The following is an 18,736-nucleotide window of genomic DNA, read 5'->3' as shown; positions in this document are numbered from 1 at the left end:
GCGAGGGGGGAAGACCGTTTTCAATCGAACAGCCCCTCAATCCCGCCAGGCGAACTCGCCCGAATCCACGCCCCAGTCTTCGCCGAAGAACCCGGCGGCGACGGCCTTCGCGGGCGTCCCGGCGCGAATGACGGCGACGTCCGGCAGGGCGACGCCCGAGACGAAGTAGGGGATCGTCGCCGACAGCCGCAGCCCGGCCGACCCCGTGCCCGAGACGACCCCCACCGACGCGCCGTCGCTCCCCGGGCGAGGTCGCACGAACAGGCAGGTCAGGTCGTCGCCCTTGATCTCCCGGCCGCCGATCCGGACCACGCCGCGATCCACCCCCACTGGGCCGTCGCCGAGGAGAGATGACCAGGCGGCGTGGCTCGTCGCGTGGCCGTACAGGATCACGCTCCGGTCGCGGAACTCTTCGGCCCGGGAAGCGTCCAGGAAGGCCGTGTCGGAGACGACGTCCATCGAGCCGTTGCCGCGGTACCAGAAAGCCTCGGCGTCGTAACGGGCGCGAGCCAACGACCAGGCGTTTTCCTCGGGGGTTCCGATCGTGCCGTACACCAACACGAACCGCCGGTTGAACGCCTCCTTGAACGGCCCACAGCGCTCGGGATTCTTCAACGCGGGCGAGGCCGGACCGGCCTGCGCCGACCACGCGCCGTCCGCCGATCGAGCCAGCCGAATCCGGCCACCGTCGGCCGCCAATCCTTCAAGTTTGCGACCGTCGATCGTCGCGTCGACGGGTGAGGTCGGCACCTCCAGCGACAGTCGCGCGACGTTCTCCGTCGTCCCGTCGAACCGCTTCTTCGCGGGGTCGTACGTCAGGTGCACGGCGCTGGGGTTCAGGGACTTCTGCTGGGCCTCGATCGTCGCCCAGCCGGAACGTGCGGAGACGCCCGGGCTCATGGTGGTGAAATCGACGCGGTGGATCTGGTCGACGGCCTTCAGCTCATGCTGGCGCAGGAACGCGAAGAGCGGCGGCCAGTCGACGCATTCGTTGCCCCACCAGTGGCCCGCGCCGGGGCGTTCGTAGTAGACGAAATCCGGGTGGAACGCCCCCAACTGCTCGCGCATGGTCCGAGCCTGCGTCACGGGGACATTGTCGTCGGCGTCGCCGTGCAGGACGTACACGCCCAGGCCGGCGAGGTTCCGCTGCAGGGCCAGGGTGTCGCTGGGATTGCCGGCGCGGGCGAACATCGCGTCGACCGGATCTGGAGACTCGGGCCGAGCAGCCCCCGCGTAGCTGAACATGCTGATCCAGCCGGCGCTCGGAGCGATCGCCGCGAATCGTCCGGGGAACGTCACGCCGACGTGCCAGGTCCCGTGGCCCCCCATCGAGTGCCCCGTCAGATACGTTCGGAGCGGGTCGACGCCGAGCGCGGCCGAGGCCGTGTCCAGAACCTCGATTGCATCTTTCCGCCCCCAGTCTTCCCAGTCGAAACCGTAGGGCCGACGGTTGGTCGGCGCGACGAGGTGCAGCCCCGGCTTCGGCCGATACGCGGCCGCCTGGCCGATCCCCTCCACCGAAGCCCCGTGCAGCGTCAGCACCAGCCCCGGGCGTCGACCACCTTCTTCCGGCAGGGCGGGCACCCAGCCGTAATACTGGACGCTGCCGTCGATGCCGCTGACGAACGTCCGCCTGCGAGACTCGCCGGGCGGACGGTTTCGCAGGTCGACCTTCACCTCGTCGAGCGTCTTTCCATCAGCGGCCGCCAGTCGTACCGCCATCGGTCGAACATCGGCGCCGGACTTCGCGTCGGCCTTGATCGCGAACCGGGCCTTGCACGTCGAGAGAGGCGCGAGAGCGGGGACCGAAGTGCGGACCTCGGGTCCGTCGTCGACCTTCGCCGCGATCGACAGGCCGTCGAGCGTCGCGTCGGTTGCGTTGATGAGGACGATCGCCGCATCGGCCTCCAGCGATTCACCGTCGACGAGGTCCGGGGTGGTGACGTCGGAGGCGTTGAACAGGGCGGGGGCCTTGGGTTCAGACAGCTTCACTGGGATCGGCCGGCCGCGACCACCCAGGAAGAGGAGCGGGTTCGACCCCTTGCGGAGCTTGATCGGGATTCGGACGTAGCCGTAGCCGTAAGGGTCGCCGGCGTGCGGTTCGTCTCCCACATAGACCGAACCGTGGCCGGATGCCTCCAGGATCACGACCCGCTCGTCGGTCGAGGAGGCGTCGACGGCCAGGTACGATCCGGGCGACACATGGAACCCGCCGGCCTGGGCCTGGATCGAGGTCCACTTGCGCTCGCGGCCGTCGCCGGAGTCGAGAGCTTCGCCCGCCTTCGGCATGGCCCACGTGCCGGCGACGATCCGCGCGACGATCGGGTCGCTCGGGATCGCCTCGCGACGCGCCCCGCGACGGCCTCCGCCGGGGAGGACCAGCCCCTCGAGGACGAACCTCGGCTCCGCGGCCTGGGTCGTCGTCGTGAGGGCGAGCAGCAGGAGCGCCGGGAGCCGTCGGATCATGGGAGAACTCTCAGTCGGGCAGGGGTTTGCCGCGGGTCTCGGGGGCGAACGGGACGACGGCCAGGCCGAGGATGTAGACGGACGACATGATGAGCGCCGCCCGCGAGTACCCCCCAGCGCCGGCCGCCAGCCAACCGAGAAGGATCGGGAATCCGGCGGTCAGGTATCGGGCGATGTTGTAGCTGAAGCCCATCCCCGTCGTCCGCAGCCGAGTCGGGAACAACTCGGGGAGGTAGAGGACGATCACGCCGAAGATCGCGCAGGTGGAGAATCCCAGGAACGGCAGCATCCAGTAAGCGTCCGTCCCCGTGGACATCCAGCCGAAGGCCAGCCAGATCGAGGCCAGCGCCAGCGAGTAGGCCGTCGCGAACGCCCAACGCCGGCCGAACTGGACGGCGATCCAGGTGCAGAACGGCGCCCCGAAGAACGAGCCGACGTCCTGCAAGAGCGTCCCCCGGCCGACGAACCCGTCGGACTCTGCTTTCCAGGAGGCTAACGCGGCTTGCTGGTCGGTCTCGGACTTGCCGGTCTTTCCCCACTCGAGGGCCAGTTTGTCGAGCGTCGCAGCCTGTTCGACGGCCGTCACGTCACCGCCCTGTTCACGCACCTGTTCGACGACCCTGTTGCGATGATCGCGGAACACGACGTCGCGAACCAACTCCGGCGAGTACAGGCCGATGCTCCACAACCCGACCTGGCCGACGAACCCCAGGGCCAGGGCGATCAACGACCGCCGACGCAAGACCGGGTCGACGACCAGCTCGCGGACGTCGCCCATGCGATACCCGGCCTCGGGATCGCGTTCGGCCTCCTCGCGGGCGCGGATCCAGCGGTCGGGTTCGGGGACTCGCGAACGGATCAGGACCAGCAAGATGCTGGGGATCACGCCGAAGAAGAAGAGGACCCGCCACCCGGGGTAGCCGAGGATCGACTCCGTGGCTTGCGGCCCGACCCAGAGGCTGAGCGCCGAACCCAGGATCGCGCCGATGGACGACGACGCCTGCACGAGCGCCAGGCAGACGGCCCGCGACCGCGCCGGGATGGCCTCGGCCGTCAGGGCGACGCCCGCCGCGTACTCGCCGCCGATCCCCATGCCGCAGAGGAAGCGGTAGGCGAGGAACTCAGGCCAGGATTGCGCCAGGCCGGACATGCCGGTGAAGATCGAATACAACAGGATCGTCAGCGACATCGTCCTGACTCGTCCCCAGCGGTCGCCGACCATACCGAAGACGAGGCCGCCCGTCGCCCAGCCGGCGATAAACAGAGCCGTCGCCCAACCGGCCATCGTCGGCAGGCTCGCGGGGTCGGCCCCCGGGTTCAGATCGCGCAGGGCGGGGGTGCGGGCGAGAACGAAGATCCGCTGGTCCATCGCGTCGAACAGCCAGCCCAGCGAGGCGGCGGCGAGGATCCACCAGTGGGTCTTTGTCAGCTTGTGGCCGGTTTCCTCGGCCGTCCCGGCGGCCATCAGTCGGCCAGCCGGCGGTAACCGCCGGCGTAGTAGAGGAGGGGGTCGCCATCGTCGGAGGCCGAGCCGCCGACGACCTCGCCGACGAAGATCTCATGGTCGCCGCCGGGGAGGACGTCGTAGAGCTGACAGTCCAGGTAACCCAGGCAGCCGCCGATGATGGGGGCCTGGGTCACGTCGGTGGTCAGGTCGAGGCCGAGGAAATCCTTGGGCCCGGGTTGGGCGAACCGCTGCGAGACCGCTTCCTGGTCCCGCGTCAGAATGTTCAAGGCGAAGCAGCGATTGGCTTTAAGGAATTCCAGCGTCTGGGCCCGTTTGTCGACGGCGACCAGGACGAGCGGCGGGTCGAGCGAGAGCGACGCGACGGCGTTCGCCGTCAGGCCGTGCAAGCCCATCGGACCGCCCGTCGTGACCACCGTCACCCCGGTTGCGAACTTGCCCATCACCTTGCGCTGGATCCGCGAATCAATCGCCATGTCCCGCCGCCCTCAACCTTTAGGATTGGACGCCGCTGCGCGCCGCCGACCACCCATTCTACACGACTCCTTCAGAAATCCGACGCGGCTATGTAAGGATCGAAAAACACGGCCGTATGTTTCTGATGACCAGCCGGCGGGAACGGCCTCCTTTTTCCGTGATCTTCATGTCATCTTCCGTGGTATCGTGACGACGGAGCGGAACGTCGACTTCCAAATGAGGCAGAGACGGACTCACGCCATGAACAGCCACGATTCAGACACGCGTGTCTCGATCATCAACGCAGTTCGAGAGCGGGATCCGGACCGCTGGACGGAATTCTACACCATCTACAAACCCATGTTGATGGGCTACTTCCATCGACAGGGCCTGTGCGACGGCACGGCGCAGGATCTGACGCACGACGTCTTCTTGAAACTATTCGAGAAGATCCGCAGCTACGACCGCACCAAGACCAGGTTCCGCACCTGGCTGTTCACCGTGGCCCGCAACACCCTGATCGACCAGGCGCGACGGCGGGACACCCAGCGTAACGCGCTCGACGGCTGGACCAAGCGGGTACTGGCCACCGCCGCCGACGAGGAAGAGCGACAGCGCGTCGAATTCGAGAAGCAACATCACGCGCGGGTGCTCCAGTTCGCCTTCGATAAGGTGCGGAAGCGGTCGTCCCCGCGCGTGTGGAGCTGCTTCGAGATGTCGGTGATCAAGGGGATGTCCGGGGCGGACGTGGCCGAAGCGCTGAAAGTCACGACCAACGTGGTATACGTCAACTCCTGGCGGGTCCTGCAAAACGTCAAGGAGGTGTGCCACTGCTACGACGAGGACCTGAAACATGAACCGGACGACCGCCTGCCCTGAGGAGAGCCAACTGCTCGCCCTCGCGGCCGGATCGACCGACGTCCCTCCGTCTCTGCGGCCGCACATCGAATCCTGTCCCACCTGCCTCCGGAATCTCCGCCGCCTCCGCGCGGAGATCGTCCACCTGCGCGCCAGCATCGCTCCGGATGATTGGAGCCCCCCCAACAGCCTCATCTGGCGCTCGATCCTTCGGAACAACTGACGCCCACAAGCCGCGGAAGGGCCGGTCCGACGCCGTCCGTCAGCCCCCCCCTTTTGCTGAGCTTGGAGGGCTGGCCGGTTGACCGGCCCGAGAACCGCAAACTCGCTCACACAGGAATGTCGGAGTCGCCGCCGACGGGTCCCATGGCGACCGAATTTCGAAAGAGTCCCAGAGCACAGGGCTGCATTTCCGGGGGCAGATCACCCTCGTCCAAACGCAAGAGGCTCCCTGCCTTCACAGAAGGAAGAGAGCCTCTTGAGATTTCATCCTTCAGAGCGAACGGGATCAGGCGATACTTAGCCCGGCGCTCATGTAGCCAGAGACGGTGTTGATCAAAGTAACCCCAGCGGCCGAGACCGAGAAGACCATGAGCAGCCGAGTCTCCGCGGTAACCGGGATGCTCAGGCCGGTCGTGATGCCGTCGCTGACAGTCCCGATACCGACAACGCCCGTGAGCGCCGGAGACAGAGTGACAAGAGCACCCGCAATCGGCGTGAAGTTGTTGTCAGGCGTCGTCGACGAATAAAGCTGGGCCGTGACGGTCACGGTCGTGCCAACGAGAGCCAGCGCCTGGGTCGAACTGAAGAACGCCGAGATCGACGTAATCGTGCCGTCGCGCGGCATCGAGAACGCCTCATTGAGGTCGACTCCAGCCCCGCCAGTGAGGTCGATGTTCGATCCGACCACGGAAGGCGTCTGCACCGAATCGCCGAAGCCGACGAGGACGCCGGTCCCCGGCAAGCCGCCGGCAATCGTGGTCATGCTCGCCGGCATACCCGATGAGAACGGGATGATGGTGGAGCTCCCTGCGGTGCCCGTGGGTCCCGTGGGGCCGGTCTCGCCGGTGGGACCGGTCTCACCCGTGGGTCCCGTGGGGCCGGTCTCGCCCGTGGGGCCAGTCGCTCCCGTGGCCCCCGTCGCTCCGGTAGCCCCGGTCGCGCCCGTGGGTCCTGTCGCACCTCCGCCAGGGCCAGTCGCCCCGGTGGCACCCGTCGCGCCCGTGGCTCCGGTGGCTCCTGTCGCGCCGGGGTCGCCTTGAGCGCCGGTGGCACCCGTCGCGCCCGTGGCCCCGGGATCGCCCTGGGCTCCGGTGGCACCCGTCGCGCCGGTGGCCCCCGTCGGGCCCTGCGAACCGCCGGTGGGGGTGATGAAGGTCAGGCCGATCGTCCGAAGGCGACCAGTTCCGGCAAGCCTGCTGGAACCCGCTTGCTGGAACGTCACCATCCGGGCCGCGCCGCTGGCGTAGACGTTGGCTGGGAGACCGCCCTCGGTCGCCGAGCCGAGGTAGGCGGTGAACGTGTGGCGGCTGACGGCGACCGTCTGAGTCTCCTGGAACAGGAGGACGTGGCCGCGACCGTAGACCTGGAACGTGAGGGTCGCCTCGCCGTTCGTCACGCCGGCGATCCGGCCCCGGAAGGCGGCGACCGGAACCCCTGAAGTCGAATCCGCCGCGGAAGCCGATTGAGCGACGAGGCCGTTCGACGAGGCCGCCCCCTGACTGAGGCTCGAGACCCAGGGCGTCGCGGAAAGCAGGTTGGACTCGCTCAGCGGACTTGTGGCGTTCAACACCACCCGCTGCTCGAGAACGTCATGAAGGTTCGCCTGGAACTTGACGCTTCGTCGCTTCTTCATCGGTGGATATCCCCTGGCGCTCTCATGAATCAGGCCGCCGCGACCATGCTGCGGAGTCGGCCGATCGTACGGCTTGAACGTAGAACGTTTTTGGCCTAATGAGGCGTGCACACGAAGATAGTGAACTCGTTTTTATCCCCCCAAAGCCCCGAGACCCTCGATTTCGGCGGCGTCGTTCGCATCAACGTGGGAGTGTCGTACGCTATGCCGAGAGGCCCCGGGGCGGCCTCAGGGATCTCCTCGGGAGAAGGATAAGGACGATGACGACCTCCAGCGATTCGACGATCTGCCTCGGGATGATCGTGAAGAACGAGGCCAAGGTGATCCGCCGCTGCCTCGACTCGGTCCGCCCCTTCATCGACTCCTGGGTAATCGCCGACACCGGCTCGACCGACGGCACGCAGGACCTGATCATCGAGGCCCTCGCCGACCTCCCCGGAACGCTCCTCCAGCGCCCCTGGGTTGACTTCTCCCACAACCGCAACGAGGTGCTCGAGGCCGCCCGCGGCCGCGCCTCGTACACCTTCACGATCGACGCCGACGAGGAGTTGGAGTTCGACGACGGGTTCCGCCGCCCCAGCCTCTCGGCCGATTCGTACGACATGACCCTCAACCACGGGTCCACCTGCTTCCACCGCAAGCGGCTCGTCCGCAACACGCTCCCGTGGGCCTACAAGGGAGTACTGCACGAATACCTGACCTGTCCGGAGGCCCGCACGACGGGATTTCTCCACAACCCTCGGACGGTCACAACGCACGACGGCGCCCGCGCGCACGACCCGCTGACCTACCGCCGCGACGTGCTCGTGCTGGAGAAGGCTCTGCTCGACGATCCCGACGACTCGCGGTACGTCTTCTACCTCGCGCAGAGCTACCGCGACGCCGGCGACCTGGACCTGTCCATCCGCCACTACCGCCGCCGAACCGAGATGGGCGGTTGGATCGACGAGATCTGGTACTCGCTCTTCCAGATCGCCACGCTGATGGAGCGCCGGGGTGACCCCTGGCCCGAAGTGCTCACGGCCTACCTGAGGGCCTTCGAGAACTCCCCCGATCGCGCCGAGCCGCTGTACCAGATCGCCATGCACTACCAACGGGCCCGCGAATTCCACACGGCCCAGGTCTTCTTCCGCCAGGCTCTCAAGATCCCGCGTCCAGGCCCCCAACGCCTGTTCGTCTGGCGGACGATCTACGAGCATCTCCTGGAGTTGGAGTACGGCGTCTCGCTCTACTACACCGGCGGCCACTCCGAGGCCGTGGCGATCGCCGACCGCCTCCTCGCCCGCGGAGGGCTCCCCGCCGACCTCGCGCGGCAAGTCGCGATCAACCGCCGCCTCAGCGTCGAGAAGCTCCCCGCCGTCATCCGGTTCTGAGAGACGGTCCCCTCTCGACGGTCTTCCCCCCTCATCCGGCCCTTCGGGCCACCTTCCCCCGCGAGGGGGGAAGGCCGTTTATTCCCCCTCGCCAGTACGCCTGGAGATGAGACACTGATCAGCGGCCGATCAGGGCTTCACGTCCATCCCCGGCGGCGACCAGGCTGGCAGATCCTTGATCGAGTCCCGCGCGGACTGGCTCGTGGGGACGCCCCAGGCCTGGAAGAACGGGCCGAGATTTTTGCCGACCGCCCTGGAGAAACGGACGAGCCACTGGTCGCGCTTGGCGTCGTCGTTCCTCGGCCGCTCGCCGCGCGGGAGCTTCGCGTATTCGGCGAAGACGCGCTCGAAGGGCTCCCAGCCGAAGCCCTCGAAGAGCTGGAGGTACATCGAGAGCGCCAGGAACGGGTCGTCCTTCCACTTATCGAACGGAGCACCCTTGGCGATGTGGTCGCGGATCTTCTCCGCCCGTTTCGCCCGGTCGCGGATGGCCGGATGGCCTGAGTCGTACGGCAGCTTCAGCAGCCGGTCGAAGACGTAGACGGCCAACACGTTGTTCGTGACCTCGCCCGTGCCATTGAACGTCCACTCGGGCTTCTGGTGATTGTGGCCGAGTTCGTGGAAGTGTCCCCACGAGCCCTCGGCGCGGAGCTTGGCGAGATCCATCGCCTGCTCGGCGCTCCCGTCGATCGGGGTCATGATCGGGTAGCCGGAGTGCATGTATCCGGCCGAGATCTGGCGGTCGCAGACGATCCGCTCGGGCGAGCGCCGGGGAGGGCTGACAGCCAGTGCGTCCTGCATGGCGACGACTTCATCCCAGAACGTCATCAGCGGCGCGGGATCGTCCACGCGCCGGGCCAGTTCGGCGGGGACGGTGAAGATCACGTTGTTCCCGGCCAGTTCGGCCCAGGGAGCGGGACGCTGGCGGATCGTCTTCCAGTCGACGGCGGTGGTCTCGCCCAGGCGGAAGAGCGGGGCTTCCACGGCACCCTCGACGGTCAGTTCCACCTTCTCCTTCGGGGCGTTCTGGGGGACGTCGATGTAGACGAGGCCGCCGAGCGCGGAGGCCACTTCCGTCTTCGATCCGTCGATGGGGAACCGGCGGGCGACCTCGGGGAGTCGCTCCCACTTCTTCAGGTCCCAGAGTCCGTCGGTGTGGCAGCCGACCTGCACGGCCAGCTTCAGCGAGCCGAGCGATTCCGGCCCCGTGACGACGACCTTCCCCCCCGCCGGCGCGTACAGGCCCAGGCTGTGCCAATGCGGGATGGACAGGTCGATGGCAACCTTGCGAGTCACTCGCGGGGCCTTCGGGTCGACCGCGCCGGGGAAGTCGGCCGCGGCGGGGAGCGCGACGATCTCGGCGGCGGGCGTCGACTCCGCCAGGGCCGCCTGCAGGCCGATCGCGAACCGTCGGATCGGGTCCTTGGCCGTCGCGGGGTTCTTCTCCGTCGGGATCACGTCCACGTCGCCCAGATTCTTCACCGCGGCGAGAACCTCGGCCCGGAACTTCGACTCGGACGCCGGCACGCTGCGCAGCGCCAGCATCACGCTGCTCAGACCCACCGCCAGGTCGTCGCCCGCGAGCTTCTTCCGATCCTTCAGCGCCGCCAGCGCGACGGTCGCGTTGAGCGCATCGGGGAGGGTGCCGTCGGTCGAGAAGCCCTCCTTCGTCGTCCGATCGACCATGCCGTCGGACCAGGCCAGCCCCGTCCCGGCGAGCAGCTTGTTGCCGGCAAACTCGGCCATCGGCAGCCGGCTCCCCTGCTGCCATCCCCAGCCCGTCGCCGCGGCGAGCAGGCCGCCGCCGCGCTCGACGAACGCCCGAACCGCCTCGACGTCCTGCGGCCCGAGCGATCCCGGTTCAATGACCAGCACATCGGCACCGCGCGCGGCCTCGGCGACCGGAGCCCGAGACACCAGGAAGCCCTTGTCCCGGAGAAACGCCTCCATCGCCACCGACCGCCCCACGCCGACCTTCGCTTTAGCCTTCCCCCCCGCCACCCACTTCGCCGCGTTGGCGACGAGCCGGCCGGTGTCGAGCTTCTCCAGCGCCTCTTCTTTGAAATAGCCGTCGTGCCCAAACGCGACGATCCGCCCCCGGCCGAGCCTCGCCGTCGCGACGACCACCGCGCGACCGCCTCCGGTCTTCCCCGCGACGATCGCCTCCGCCCCCGGCGCGTACAACGCTACCGATCCAGGAATCCCCGGCGCGGTGATCTCCTTCACGCCGTCCAGCAGCGCCTCGCGACCTGGCTCCGCCTTCTGAGCGAACGTCCCCGAGCCAAAGGCTAGAACCAATGCCAGGCAAAACATGAAACGACGCATCAGGCCGAAACTCCTCGCTCAACATCACCACCGAAACACTGAACCTGGGTGCCATGCCCACGCTCGTCGTGGGCATGCGATCAGCGACGGTCTTGCAGCCGTCCCACGCCGGTTCATGGCCACGACAAGCGTGGCCATGGCACCCTGCAATTCCTGATTATGCGGCGGTTCACGGCCACAGATCAATCCGACCCGCTTCGGACCGAACGCACATTCAAGGCTGACTCGAAAGCTCGAAGGGTTTCGAGCGAGGGCGAGTCGTCTAGAACCGAAAACGCGACGTGATCGAAACGACCCGACCAGGGACCGTTGAGCAGCCGGGCGAAGATCGAGGCGACGAGAGCCGGCTCGTTGCGAAACACTCCGCAGCCCCACGCGCCCAGGACGATCTGGCGATACCCGCGCGACGCCGCCAGGGCCAGAACCCGTTCTGCACGTCGAGCGAGCGTCTCCGGAATCTCCGAATGTTCCTGGGGCCGGTTCGTGGCGATCGCCCCGGCGTTTGGCGCGGCGCAGGTGATGAAGGCCGCCGACCGAGGTTCGTCGAGCAGAGCCCCGTCGTCGTCTCGGAAGATCGGGCAATCCGGCGAGAGGATGATTGAATCCGAATACAGAAGCGACGATGACGCCCGGTGTCGTTCATAGAAGACGAAGGCCCGTTGCTGCGAGGCAAACAGCGCCGAACTGCGAGCCAGGGACTCCTCCTGCGCCTGACTCCCGTTGAGGAAGCCGCCGCCCGGGTTCTTCGCCGAGGCGAAGTTCAGGGCCGCTACCGGCCCGCCCGCCGAATTCAGGAGCCTCGCGATCCCGGCGAGCGTCGTCTCATTCACGACCTCGATCGTCCTCGCGAGCCCTTCAGCCGGGACAGCAAGGATCTCATCGCGGATGCGTCCCAGATCCTCGGGCTGGTGATACGTGGTCCTTTCGAGGCAGGTGCGGACTTCCTCGGTGATGTCGATGTGGCGGCCGGAGGAGGATCGGTACGAGCCGCTCTCGACGATCGCCACCGTCTCCTCGGCCATCTGAGCGCGTTGAGAACGCTTCATGATTCATATCCTCCCGCGCTCTGACGGATTCAACGCCCGCCAGGTTCGCTCACGGCGAAACCTTCAACAACGTCCCCTGGCCGGGCGCAAGCCAGATCATCTCGCCGCCGAAATTGTGGAGGCGGCCGTCGTAGGGGGAGACCTGTTCGACCTTCTTCGGCGGCTGGCGGAACGTCGGCTGGGATGGGATCGACTCGGTGAAGCTGCGGTTGACGATCATCACGTACCGCGAGCCGTCCTCGTGGGTGAAATCGCCGACGAGCATGGGGCCGGCGATCGAGGTGATCAACGAGTGGTCGTCCGGGCCGCGACACTCCTTGGGGGCGTCGCCGAAGTGGTAGACGGCATCCGACCGGAGCTTGAGCAGCGTGGGGGCCAGCTTGGCAACCTGGAGGTTGACGGTCCGCAGCTTGGCCCAGGTGGGCGTCTCGTGGCCGAACTGGTCGATCGGCCCCAGGCGATAGTTGCCGATCGCCGGGGTGAAGTACGTGAAGTACGCGATCCCCCGCGCCCCGTAGGCCAGCGAAGTGTACACCTGAAAGCGGATGTCGGCGTCGGTGGCCTCGCGATAATTGAAGTGGGCCGAGGTCAGCACGATGTTCCAGAACGGCAGCTTGTTCTCCAGCCCAGCGCGTCGCATCGAATCCAGGTTCGCGAAATACCCTTCGCGAAGCCCTCCGCCGTACAGCATGGAGTAGTTGTCGTAGCTGAGGGCCGTCGGCTTGCAGACTTCCACGAACGTCTTGATGTGCGAATCATAGTCGGGCGAGCCGAGTTGCTCGGGCGTGGCATAGTTGGGGAAGAGGTTGATGTAAGGCCATGCGCTGGGGTGGAACTCCTTCACCGCCGAGGCCACCGCGGCAAGCCCCGGGAAGAACGCCGACGACGGCTCGTCACGCAGGAGATACCCATAAACCGCCGGGTTCCCCTTCACCTCCTTAACCAGCGATTCCACCCGCGACCGAGCCTCGGCCGCGTCGACCTTCGCCCAGTCGTACCCAGCCGTCCGAGGGTCGGACACGATCGCCTTGAGCCCCGCGTCGCGGCAGGCGTCGAGCGCCGCCGGCTCCACGAACCCAGCGACGGTCAACCCGCACTCGCGCATCTTCTTCAAGACGGCCGGATCATTCGGCGTATGCCCCCAGCCCATGAGCGGGAAGAAATCGTCCCCTGCCCGAGCGCCGAGTCCGATTCCCATCATCACCGCCGCGAACACCAACCTGCGAATCATGACGTCGCTCTCCCTCGGGGTCGATCAAGATGGACGCCATCCTACACCGTTGGGCCCGCCGAATCGCCCCGCCGCTGGGCCGGGGCGATTCGGCCTCGCAAAGTTCACGGCTTTGAGGCCGGCCTCGGCTGGGCGTTGGCCATGAGGTTCGTGATGAAGGCGGCCGCCTCAGCGACCGTGCCGACGTCGTGGGTTTCAATTTTCAGCAAGTGGTTATCGCGGTCGATGCGTAGCTTCGGCAGAACCGCCTTGCCGATGTGGATGAAGAGGTCGTCTTCTCCACGGATTGGCGTCACGGCCTCAGCCTTCGCGACGGCGTCGCGTCCCCCGACTAGCAGCTTCTCCATCGCTGCGGCGACAACCTCGTTCACGACTTCGTTGCGACATGCCGCAGATGCGGAGATCGACAGGGTGTCGGCGTCCGTGACGCTTAGCAGCCAGCGGTCAACGCCCCGGAACAGAGCCATCGCGATCTGATCGTCTTCGCGATGGACGTCGGGCCCCAGGTCGTACTGCTTCAGGAACTTGCCGTCTTCATTACCGATCGCCACGGCAAAGAGGCCGCGACTCGCATCTTGCCAATCGGGGCTCGCGAAAAGCGCAGGAGGCTTCGACTCGCCCCGAATCGCCGCGATCAACGGCGGCTCCTCGTCGAAGATCGCCGTCCGCTCATCGACCAGCAGCACGCACGGCAAAGGCCGTTTCGACGGGGTCCAAGGCGCCGTGATCCTGTAGTAAGTTCGGCTCCCCTCGTGCACCTCCGTCAGCTCGCCTCCCCACTGGCGTACAAAAGCCAGCCAGTCGAACGGGGCGGTCATCCGAACACACAATCCACTGAAGAAGATGCTGTGCAGATCCTTCCTCTCGGCGTTCGATCCGTGTCCAAACCCGAAGCCGAAGGTCACCGATTCGACGTCTCCGAATCCTGGCTTCAGGAACCCGGGGACATTCGCGTTAACTCCGAGTTCCTTGGCGACGTAGTCGATGCTGAGTTGGGGACCAAGATCCAGGACAGCCGTCGCGAAGCGAAGCACGATATCGGCTCCCATCCGATGGACTGCCGCCGCGGGGCGGATGGAGACGAGCCCGCAGTGGTTCGCGTTGAGATACGGAAAGGCGAGGGCGGGTTCGCCCAGGTGGGCGGTCTCTTCGGCGAGGACCGGGCCGCGGAGCGAACCGACGCCGATGGCCAACGCGGCGAGCAAACCTGCGCTGAGGAAGCTCGGAAGGCGGGACGAGGTCTCGAATGCACGCGTTCCAGTCTGTTCACGCAACATGGCGATCCTCCTGATCAGGGTCCCGCGGCCGGCGAGGAAACCTCTCGCCGCCCAGGCCGGGGACCGTCCATCCTGCATCAAGGCCAATCGCGAGAGCGCCGCGAGGTAGCGGTCGGTCCCGCCCGCGAGTCGAGCGGCCAGCGCATCGGCCGCCTGCTCCTGCTGCAAACCGAGCTTACCGACGGCCATCCGAACCATCGGGTGATAGAAATGGATCGCGAGAGCCAGCCGCGCCAGCAGGCCCGTCGCATAGTCGCCGCCGGCGATGTGAGCCAACTCGTGCGCCAGCACGGCCCGGCGCTCGTCAACGCTCCATGACTTCCAATCGGCTGGCAGCAGGATCGTCGGCCGCAGCCAACCGGCCGTCGCCGGTCCGGGAAGGTCGTCGATCTCGCGAAGCTCAACGCGCCGCACGATCGCGAGCGCCCTCGCCAACTCATCGCGGAGGGCTACGATCTCCGGATCGTCGACAGACCTTCCGCGACGTCGACAGAGAGAAACCGCCCCGAGCCCCAACGCCAGCCGCAACAGTCCCAGACCCATGCCGGCCAGCACGAAGCCCGCCAGCGCGGCCCCCCAGGGCCGACACCTCGCCACCGGCTCGGCCACCCCACGCTCCAGCAATCGCCACGTCAGCGGGAGTCGATCGAACCGCCAGCCCGCATCGGACGACGGGGCTGCAACCGAGAGCGCTTCACCGGTCCGGGGCTGAGTCGTCGGTACTGCCGTCAAGGACGATGCCGGGGGAAGAGCAGGAGAGGACACCGCCTCGCGGGCTCGCCCCACGAACCACGTTGCAACACTCAGCGCGAGCACCAGGATTAGGGCCGTGGCCGCGACCGAAGCGCCCGCCGCCGGGCCTCGTCGCGAGGCCCACAGATTGAGTGCCAGGGCAGGGGCCATGAGCAAGGCCACCTGTACGGCCAGCCACGCCAGGGTGATCCCGAAGTCGTTCATCGGCCCCCCTCCTTGAGAATGCGTTCCAGAACCGCGCGTTCCTCGGCGGTCAGCTTGCGATCGTCGACCAACTGACGCAGGAGCTGCGCTCGCGACCCGCGGAAGACCCGCGAGACGAGGTCTCCCAGCAGTCGGCCGGAGACTTCCTCGAAGGTCTTCGCCGCGCGGTAGACGAACGGACGCTCCTCGTTCACCTGCTGGAGAAAGCCCTTCTCGTGCAGGCCGCGAACGAGGTTGGCGATCGTCGTATACGTCCGGTCGAGCCCGTTCGCCTCCAGCCGGTCGCGGGCTTCAGCAGCGGTCGCCTCGCCGCGCGACCAGAAGACGTGCATCACCTCCAGCTCACGCTCCGTCAGATCCTTCGCCGGCGGCCTGGCCATGCCGTCCCTCCTTGATGCGGCTTGATTTGGTTACTCAAATTTGGTTCCCCAAATCTAATGAATCGGCGGGAGGCGTCAAGGGCGGAGTTGCGGCACGGCGTTCGCGGCGTGGAAGATCGGATCGACATGGCGGACGGGCTGGGGAGGGAGCGGATGTACGACGCGGCGATCGTGGGGGGCGGCATCGGCGGGATGGCGACGGCGGCGCGTTTGCAGCGTCGGGGACTGACGACGATCGTCCTGGAGGCGCACGGGCAGCCGGGCGGCTGTGCGGGCTACTATCGACGGCGGGCCTTCTGCTTCGACGTCGGCGCGACGACCCTGGTCGACTTCGGGCCGGGCGGCGTCGGCGGCGAGTTCCTGGAGGAGATCGGTTCGCCGCCAATCGATCGGGACGAGTTGCAGGGCTATATCGCCTGGCTCCCCGATCGAGTCGTCCCCCTCGACCGCGACCCGGCCGCGTGGGCCGTCGAGCGCGCCCGGGCCCTTGGCGACACCCCCGCGCATCGGCGGTTTTGGGGCCTGCTCGACCACCTGGCCGACGTCTTCTGGAAGGCCAGTCGGAAGGGCGTGAAGCTGCCGATCCGCAGCCCGGCCGACGCGATCCTCGCCGTCCGCTCGCTCGGTCTCGCGAACCTCGGCGTCGTCCGCTACCTGAACTGGACGCTGGGCGACGCCCTCCGCCGCGAGGGCCTGCAGGACGATCGGCCGCTCGTCGCGCTGCTGGGGATGCTGATCGAGAACGCCGTGCATAGCACCGTCGAGGATGCTCCCCTGGTCAACGCGGCCCTCGGGGTGACGATCTGGGGCGCGGGCCAGAGCCGAGCCCGGGGCGGGATGCGCGGGTTCTGGAATGCCCTCGTCAGTCGGTATCGAGAGCTTGGCGGCGTGCTGCGGGTTGGTCGTGAAGTCCTGAAGGTCGAGGGCCGATCGGGAGCGTTTCGGCTGGAGACGCGGAAGGAGAGCTTCGAGGCGCGGCGGGTCGTGCTGGGGGTTCCGGTCGCGGCCGCATCGGCGATCGGCCCGCCCGGCGTGGCGGAGGTCCTCGCGCGTTATCGCCGCCGCGACGACGCGACGATGGGGGGCGCAGTGGTCGTCTTCCTGGGCGTGCCCGATTCCGAGGTCGCCGGCCAACCGGTCCTCCACCACCTGGTGCTGGAGGACTACGACCGGCCGCTGGGTGATGGCAACAACATGTTTATCTCTGTATCTCCTGAAGGCGACCTGGAGACGGCCCCGGAGGGTTTCCGCTCGGTGGCGATCTCGACTCATTGCGAACTCGCCCCCTGGGAAGGGCTCTCCGACGAGGAGTACGACCGCCGCAAGCGTGAGGCGGGCGAGCGCCTCGTCGGCCTTGCCCGCCGCGTCTATCCGGATCTGGGAAGGGATGCGCGGGTGTTCGAGATCGCCACCCCGCGCACGTATGAGCGTTACACGAAGCGGCCTCGAGGAGCGGTCGGCGGGGCGCGGTTGAGCCTGGCGAACGCCAATCAGAAGGCCGTGCCCCACGATGTGGGCGTCCCCGGGGTCTGGCTCGCCGGGGACGGGGTCTGGCCGGGCCTGGGGACGGTCGCCTGCTGCCTGGGGAGCCGCATCGTCGCCGACGCGATCGTCGCGCGAGGTTGAAGGCTCGTCAGAGCCCCTCCACCTCCCAACCAGCGCGGTACTTCTTGCGAATGAATGGGGAGGCTTCGGGGACGTTGGTCACCTTGAGGCCGGCGGGATCCCATTCGAGGGTCGTCCCGGGATACCGAGTGGACAGGCACCCCAGCAGGACGGTCTCGGTCAGCGGGCCGGCGTAGGCGAAGGGGGCGGACGTCTTCCCCTCGCCTCGGCATGCGTTGACGAATTGATGCCAGTGGTTCGAGCCGCCGGGGTCGGGGAGCTTCGTCTCCTTGAACTTGTCGACGGGGAACAGGACGGGCGTGTCGATATACGGCGAGTAGAGCACGCCCTCCGAGCCGATGTAGATCGACCCCTGGCTCGACAACTCGCGGCCGCCGAGGTGGGACTTGATCTCCTCGGGGGGGCGGTTGCCGCCGTTGTACCAGTGCAACACCAACTCTTCGGCCGTGTGGGGGGTCTTGGGGAAGACGTAGTGAACGCGGACGTCCAGGCCCCATGAATCCTCGCCGGGGGCGTCGCCGTCGGAGCGGACGGTCTTGGGGGCGGTCAGCGCGAGCGACTCATAAACGGGGTCGAGGATGTGGCAGCCCATGTCGCCGAACGTACCCGTGCCGAAGTCGAGCCGCTTCCGCCAGTTGCCTGGGTGGTAGTATCCCTTGCCCAGGTATGGACGACTGGAGGCGACGCCCAGCCAGCCCTCCCAGTCGAGGCCTTCGGGGACGGGGTCTGCACCGGCCGGGCGGGGGTTGCGGTCGCCCCACTGCTTGCCGCTCCAACTATGGACTTCCTTCACCGCGCCGATGGCCCCCGACTGGATCGTCGCGACGACCTGCCTGTGGACGGCGTGCGAGTGGATCTGGATGCCCATCTGGGTGACGAGCTTCGGATTCTGGGCGGCGACCTCCGTCAGCCGGCGAGCCTCATAGATCGTCTGCGTCAGCGGCTTCTGGCCGTAGACGTGCAGCCCGCGCTGAAGGGCGCTCATGCCGATCGGGGCGTGCATGTGGTCGGGGGTTGAGACGTTGACCGAGTCCAGCCCCTTCTCCTCGTCCAGCAGCTTGCGCCAGTCCTGATAGATCTTCACGTCGGGAAAGAGCGACTTGATCTCGCCCGTGCGTTTGAGGTCGACGTCGGCCACGGCGACGAGCTTGAAGTTCGGGTGGCTCGCGAGACTGCGGACGTCCGCCAGGGCCATGCCCGAGGCGCCGAAGCTGGCGTGGCGGACCGTCTCGCTGGGGGCGGCGAGAGCGTGACGACGGAAGAGGGCCGGGGCGGCGAACGATGCGGCGAGACCGCCGAGCGCGGCCCGGCGGCTGATGCGGGGGGCGGCCATGAACACATCTCCGATCTTTGGGGGGGATGGAGTGGACCGGGGACATCGTACGAGGCGCGAGAGGCCGACGCAACCCGCCAGATCGCCC

At 67.4% G+C, this 18,736-nt stretch carries 14 protein-coding genes; 4 read left to right on the top strand and 10 right to left on the bottom strand.

Going from position 1 to position 18,736, the window contains the following annotated elements; translation table 11 throughout:
* Positions 1-36: 36 nt before the first annotated feature.
* Genes G5C50_RS22730 through G5C50_RS22720 form a run of 3 tightly spaced genes read right to left on the bottom strand, consistent with a single transcriptional unit; the run spans position 37 to position 4,407 of the window.
* Entirely contained in the window at positions 37-2,466 is a 2,430-nt protein-coding gene (locus G5C50_RS22730) for a carboxylesterase family protein (protein WP_165073249.1), read from the bottom strand.
* A gap of 10 nt (positions 2,467-2,476) precedes the next feature.
* Complete coding sequence (locus tag G5C50_RS22725; protein ID WP_165073248.1) at positions 2,477-3,931, bottom strand: MFS transporter; 1,455 nt, start codon at positions 3,929-3,931, stop codon at positions 2,477-2,479.
* Complete coding sequence (locus G5C50_RS22720) at positions 3,931-4,407, bottom strand: flavin reductase family protein (protein ID WP_165073247.1); 477 nt, start codon at positions 4,405-4,407, stop codon at positions 3,931-3,933. Before G5C50_RS22720 ends, G5C50_RS22725 begins: the two co-directional genes overlap by 1 nt.
* Positions 4,408-4,648: 241 nt before the next feature.
* On the opposite strand from G5C50_RS22720, the gene G5C50_RS22715 reads away from it, so the two are divergent.
* Positions 4,649-5,266 (top strand): RNA polymerase sigma factor, encoded by a 618-nt coding sequence (locus G5C50_RS22715; RefSeq protein ID WP_165073246.1) that lies wholly within the window; start codon positions 4,649-4,651, stop codon positions 5,264-5,266.
* Positions 5,241-5,468, top strand: a complete 228-nt coding sequence (locus G5C50_RS22710) for a cupin domain-containing protein (protein WP_165073245.1) — start codon at positions 5,241-5,243, stop codon at positions 5,466-5,468. The genes G5C50_RS22715 and G5C50_RS22710 overlap by 26 nt, the downstream gene beginning before the upstream one ends.
* 285 nt (positions 5,469-5,753) lie before the next feature.
* Here G5C50_RS22710 and G5C50_RS33115 read toward each other — a convergent pair whose 3' ends face one another.
* Positions 5,754-7,100, bottom strand: coding sequence for an exosporium glycoprotein BclB-related protein (locus G5C50_RS33115; protein ID WP_165073244.1), 1,347 nt, complete (start codon positions 7,098-7,100; stop codon positions 5,754-5,756).
* 260 nt (positions 7,101-7,360) lie between these two features.
* On the opposite strand from G5C50_RS33115, the gene G5C50_RS22700 reads away from it, so the two are divergent.
* On the top strand, positions 7,361-8,473 hold the full coding sequence (locus tag G5C50_RS22700) for a glycosyltransferase (protein WP_165073243.1): 1,113 nt from the start codon (positions 7,361-7,363) through the stop codon (positions 8,471-8,473).
* Between the two features lie 129 nt (positions 8,474-8,602).
* On the opposite strand, the gene G5C50_RS22695 is transcribed toward G5C50_RS22700, so the two are convergent.
* From G5C50_RS22695 to G5C50_RS22675, 5 genes are all read right to left on the bottom strand, one after another.
* Positions 8,603-10,798, bottom strand: coding sequence for a M60 family metallopeptidase (locus tag G5C50_RS22695; RefSeq protein WP_165073242.1), 2,196 nt, complete (start codon positions 10,796-10,798; stop codon positions 8,603-8,605).
* Positions 10,799-10,980: 182 nt separating this feature from the next.
* A complete protein-coding gene (locus tag G5C50_RS22690) occupies positions 10,981-11,844 on the bottom strand; it encodes a TIGR02452 family protein (RefSeq protein ID WP_165073241.1) in 864 nt (287 codons plus the stop codon).
* Between the two features lie 49 nt (positions 11,845-11,893).
* On the bottom strand, positions 11,894-13,075 hold the full coding sequence (locus tag G5C50_RS22685) for a hypothetical protein (RefSeq protein WP_165073240.1): 1,182 nt from the start codon (positions 13,073-13,075) through the stop codon (positions 11,894-11,896).
* 104 nt (positions 13,076-13,179) lie between these two features.
* Positions 13,180-15,309, bottom strand: a complete 2,130-nt coding sequence (locus G5C50_RS22680; protein ID WP_165073239.1) for a M56 family metallopeptidase — start codon at positions 15,307-15,309, stop codon at positions 13,180-13,182.
* Positions 15,306-15,689, bottom strand: a complete 384-nt coding sequence (locus G5C50_RS22675) for a BlaI/MecI/CopY family transcriptional regulator (RefSeq protein ID WP_165073238.1) — start codon at positions 15,687-15,689, stop codon at positions 15,306-15,308. The genes G5C50_RS22680 and G5C50_RS22675 overlap by 4 nt, the downstream gene beginning before the upstream one ends.
* A gap of 126 nt (positions 15,690-15,815) precedes the next feature.
* Between G5C50_RS22675 and G5C50_RS22670 the strand changes: the two genes are divergently transcribed.
* A complete protein-coding gene (locus tag G5C50_RS22670; protein WP_165073259.1) occupies positions 15,816-17,315 on the top strand; it encodes a phytoene desaturase family protein in 1,500 nt (499 codons plus the stop codon).
* 7 nt (positions 17,316-17,322) lie between these two features.
* Here G5C50_RS22670 and G5C50_RS22665 read toward each other — a convergent pair whose 3' ends face one another.
* Complete coding sequence (locus G5C50_RS22665; protein WP_165073237.1) at positions 17,323-18,648, bottom strand: Gfo/Idh/MocA family protein; 1,326 nt, start codon at positions 18,646-18,648, stop codon at positions 17,323-17,325.
* Between the last annotated feature and the right edge of the window lie 88 nt (positions 18,649-18,736).

The sequence above is a fragment of the Paludisphaera rhizosphaerae genome (assembly GCF_011065895.1).
Taxonomy (GTDB): Bacteria; Planctomycetota; Planctomycetia; order Isosphaerales; family Isosphaeraceae; genus Paludisphaera; species Paludisphaera rhizosphaerae.
This window is presented reverse-complemented; position numbering and strand designations above follow the sequence as displayed.

Bases quoted from the DNA above. Each gene is read 5' to 3' on its own strand.
- G5C50_RS22725 (WP_165073248.1), bottom strand. From the start codon at position 3,931: ATGGCCGCCGGGACGGCCGAGGAAACCGGCCACAAGCTGACAAAGACC.
- G5C50_RS22730 (WP_165073249.1), bottom strand. From the start codon at position 2,466: ATGATCCGACGGCTCCCGGCGCTCCTGCTGCTCGCCCTCACGACGACG.
- G5C50_RS33115 (WP_165073244.1), bottom strand. From the start codon at position 7,100: ATGAAGAAGCGACGAAGCGTCAAGTTCCAGGCGAACCTTCATGACGTT.
- G5C50_RS22675 (WP_165073238.1), bottom strand. From the start codon at position 15,689: ATGGCCAGGCCGCCGGCGAAGGATCTGACGGAGCGTGAGCTGGAGGTG.
- G5C50_RS22710 (WP_165073245.1), top strand. From the start codon at position 5,241: ATGAACCGGACGACCGCCTGCCCTGAGGAGAGCCAACTGCTCGCCCTC.
- G5C50_RS22695 (WP_165073242.1), bottom strand. From the start codon at position 10,798: ATGCGTCGTTTCATGTTTTGCCTGGCATTGGTTCTAGCCTTTGGCTCG.
- G5C50_RS22690 (WP_165073241.1), bottom strand. From the start codon at position 11,844: ATGAAGCGTTCTCAACGCGCTCAGATGGCCGAGGAGACGGTGGCGATC.
- G5C50_RS22680 (WP_165073239.1), bottom strand. From the start codon at position 15,309: ATGAACGACTTCGGGATCACCCTGGCGTGGCTGGCCGTACAGGTGGCC.
- G5C50_RS22715 (WP_165073246.1), top strand. From the start codon at position 4,649: ATGAACAGCCACGATTCAGACACGCGTGTCTCGATCATCAACGCAGTT.
- G5C50_RS22685 (WP_165073240.1), bottom strand. From the start codon at position 13,075: ATGATTCGCAGGTTGGTGTTCGCGGCGGTGATGATGGGAATCGGACTC.
- G5C50_RS22720 (WP_165073247.1), bottom strand. From the start codon at position 4,407: ATGGCGATTGATTCGCGGATCCAGCGCAAGGTGATGGGCAAGTTCGCA.
- G5C50_RS22665 (WP_165073237.1), bottom strand. From the start codon at position 18,648: ATGGCCGCCCCCCGCATCAGCCGCCGGGCCGCGCTCGGCGGTCTCGCC.
- G5C50_RS22670 (WP_165073259.1), top strand. From the start codon at position 15,816: ATGGCGGACGGGCTGGGGAGGGAGCGGATGTACGACGCGGCGATCGTG.
- G5C50_RS22700 (WP_165073243.1), top strand. From the start codon at position 7,361: ATGACGACCTCCAGCGATTCGACGATCTGCCTCGGGATGATCGTGAAG.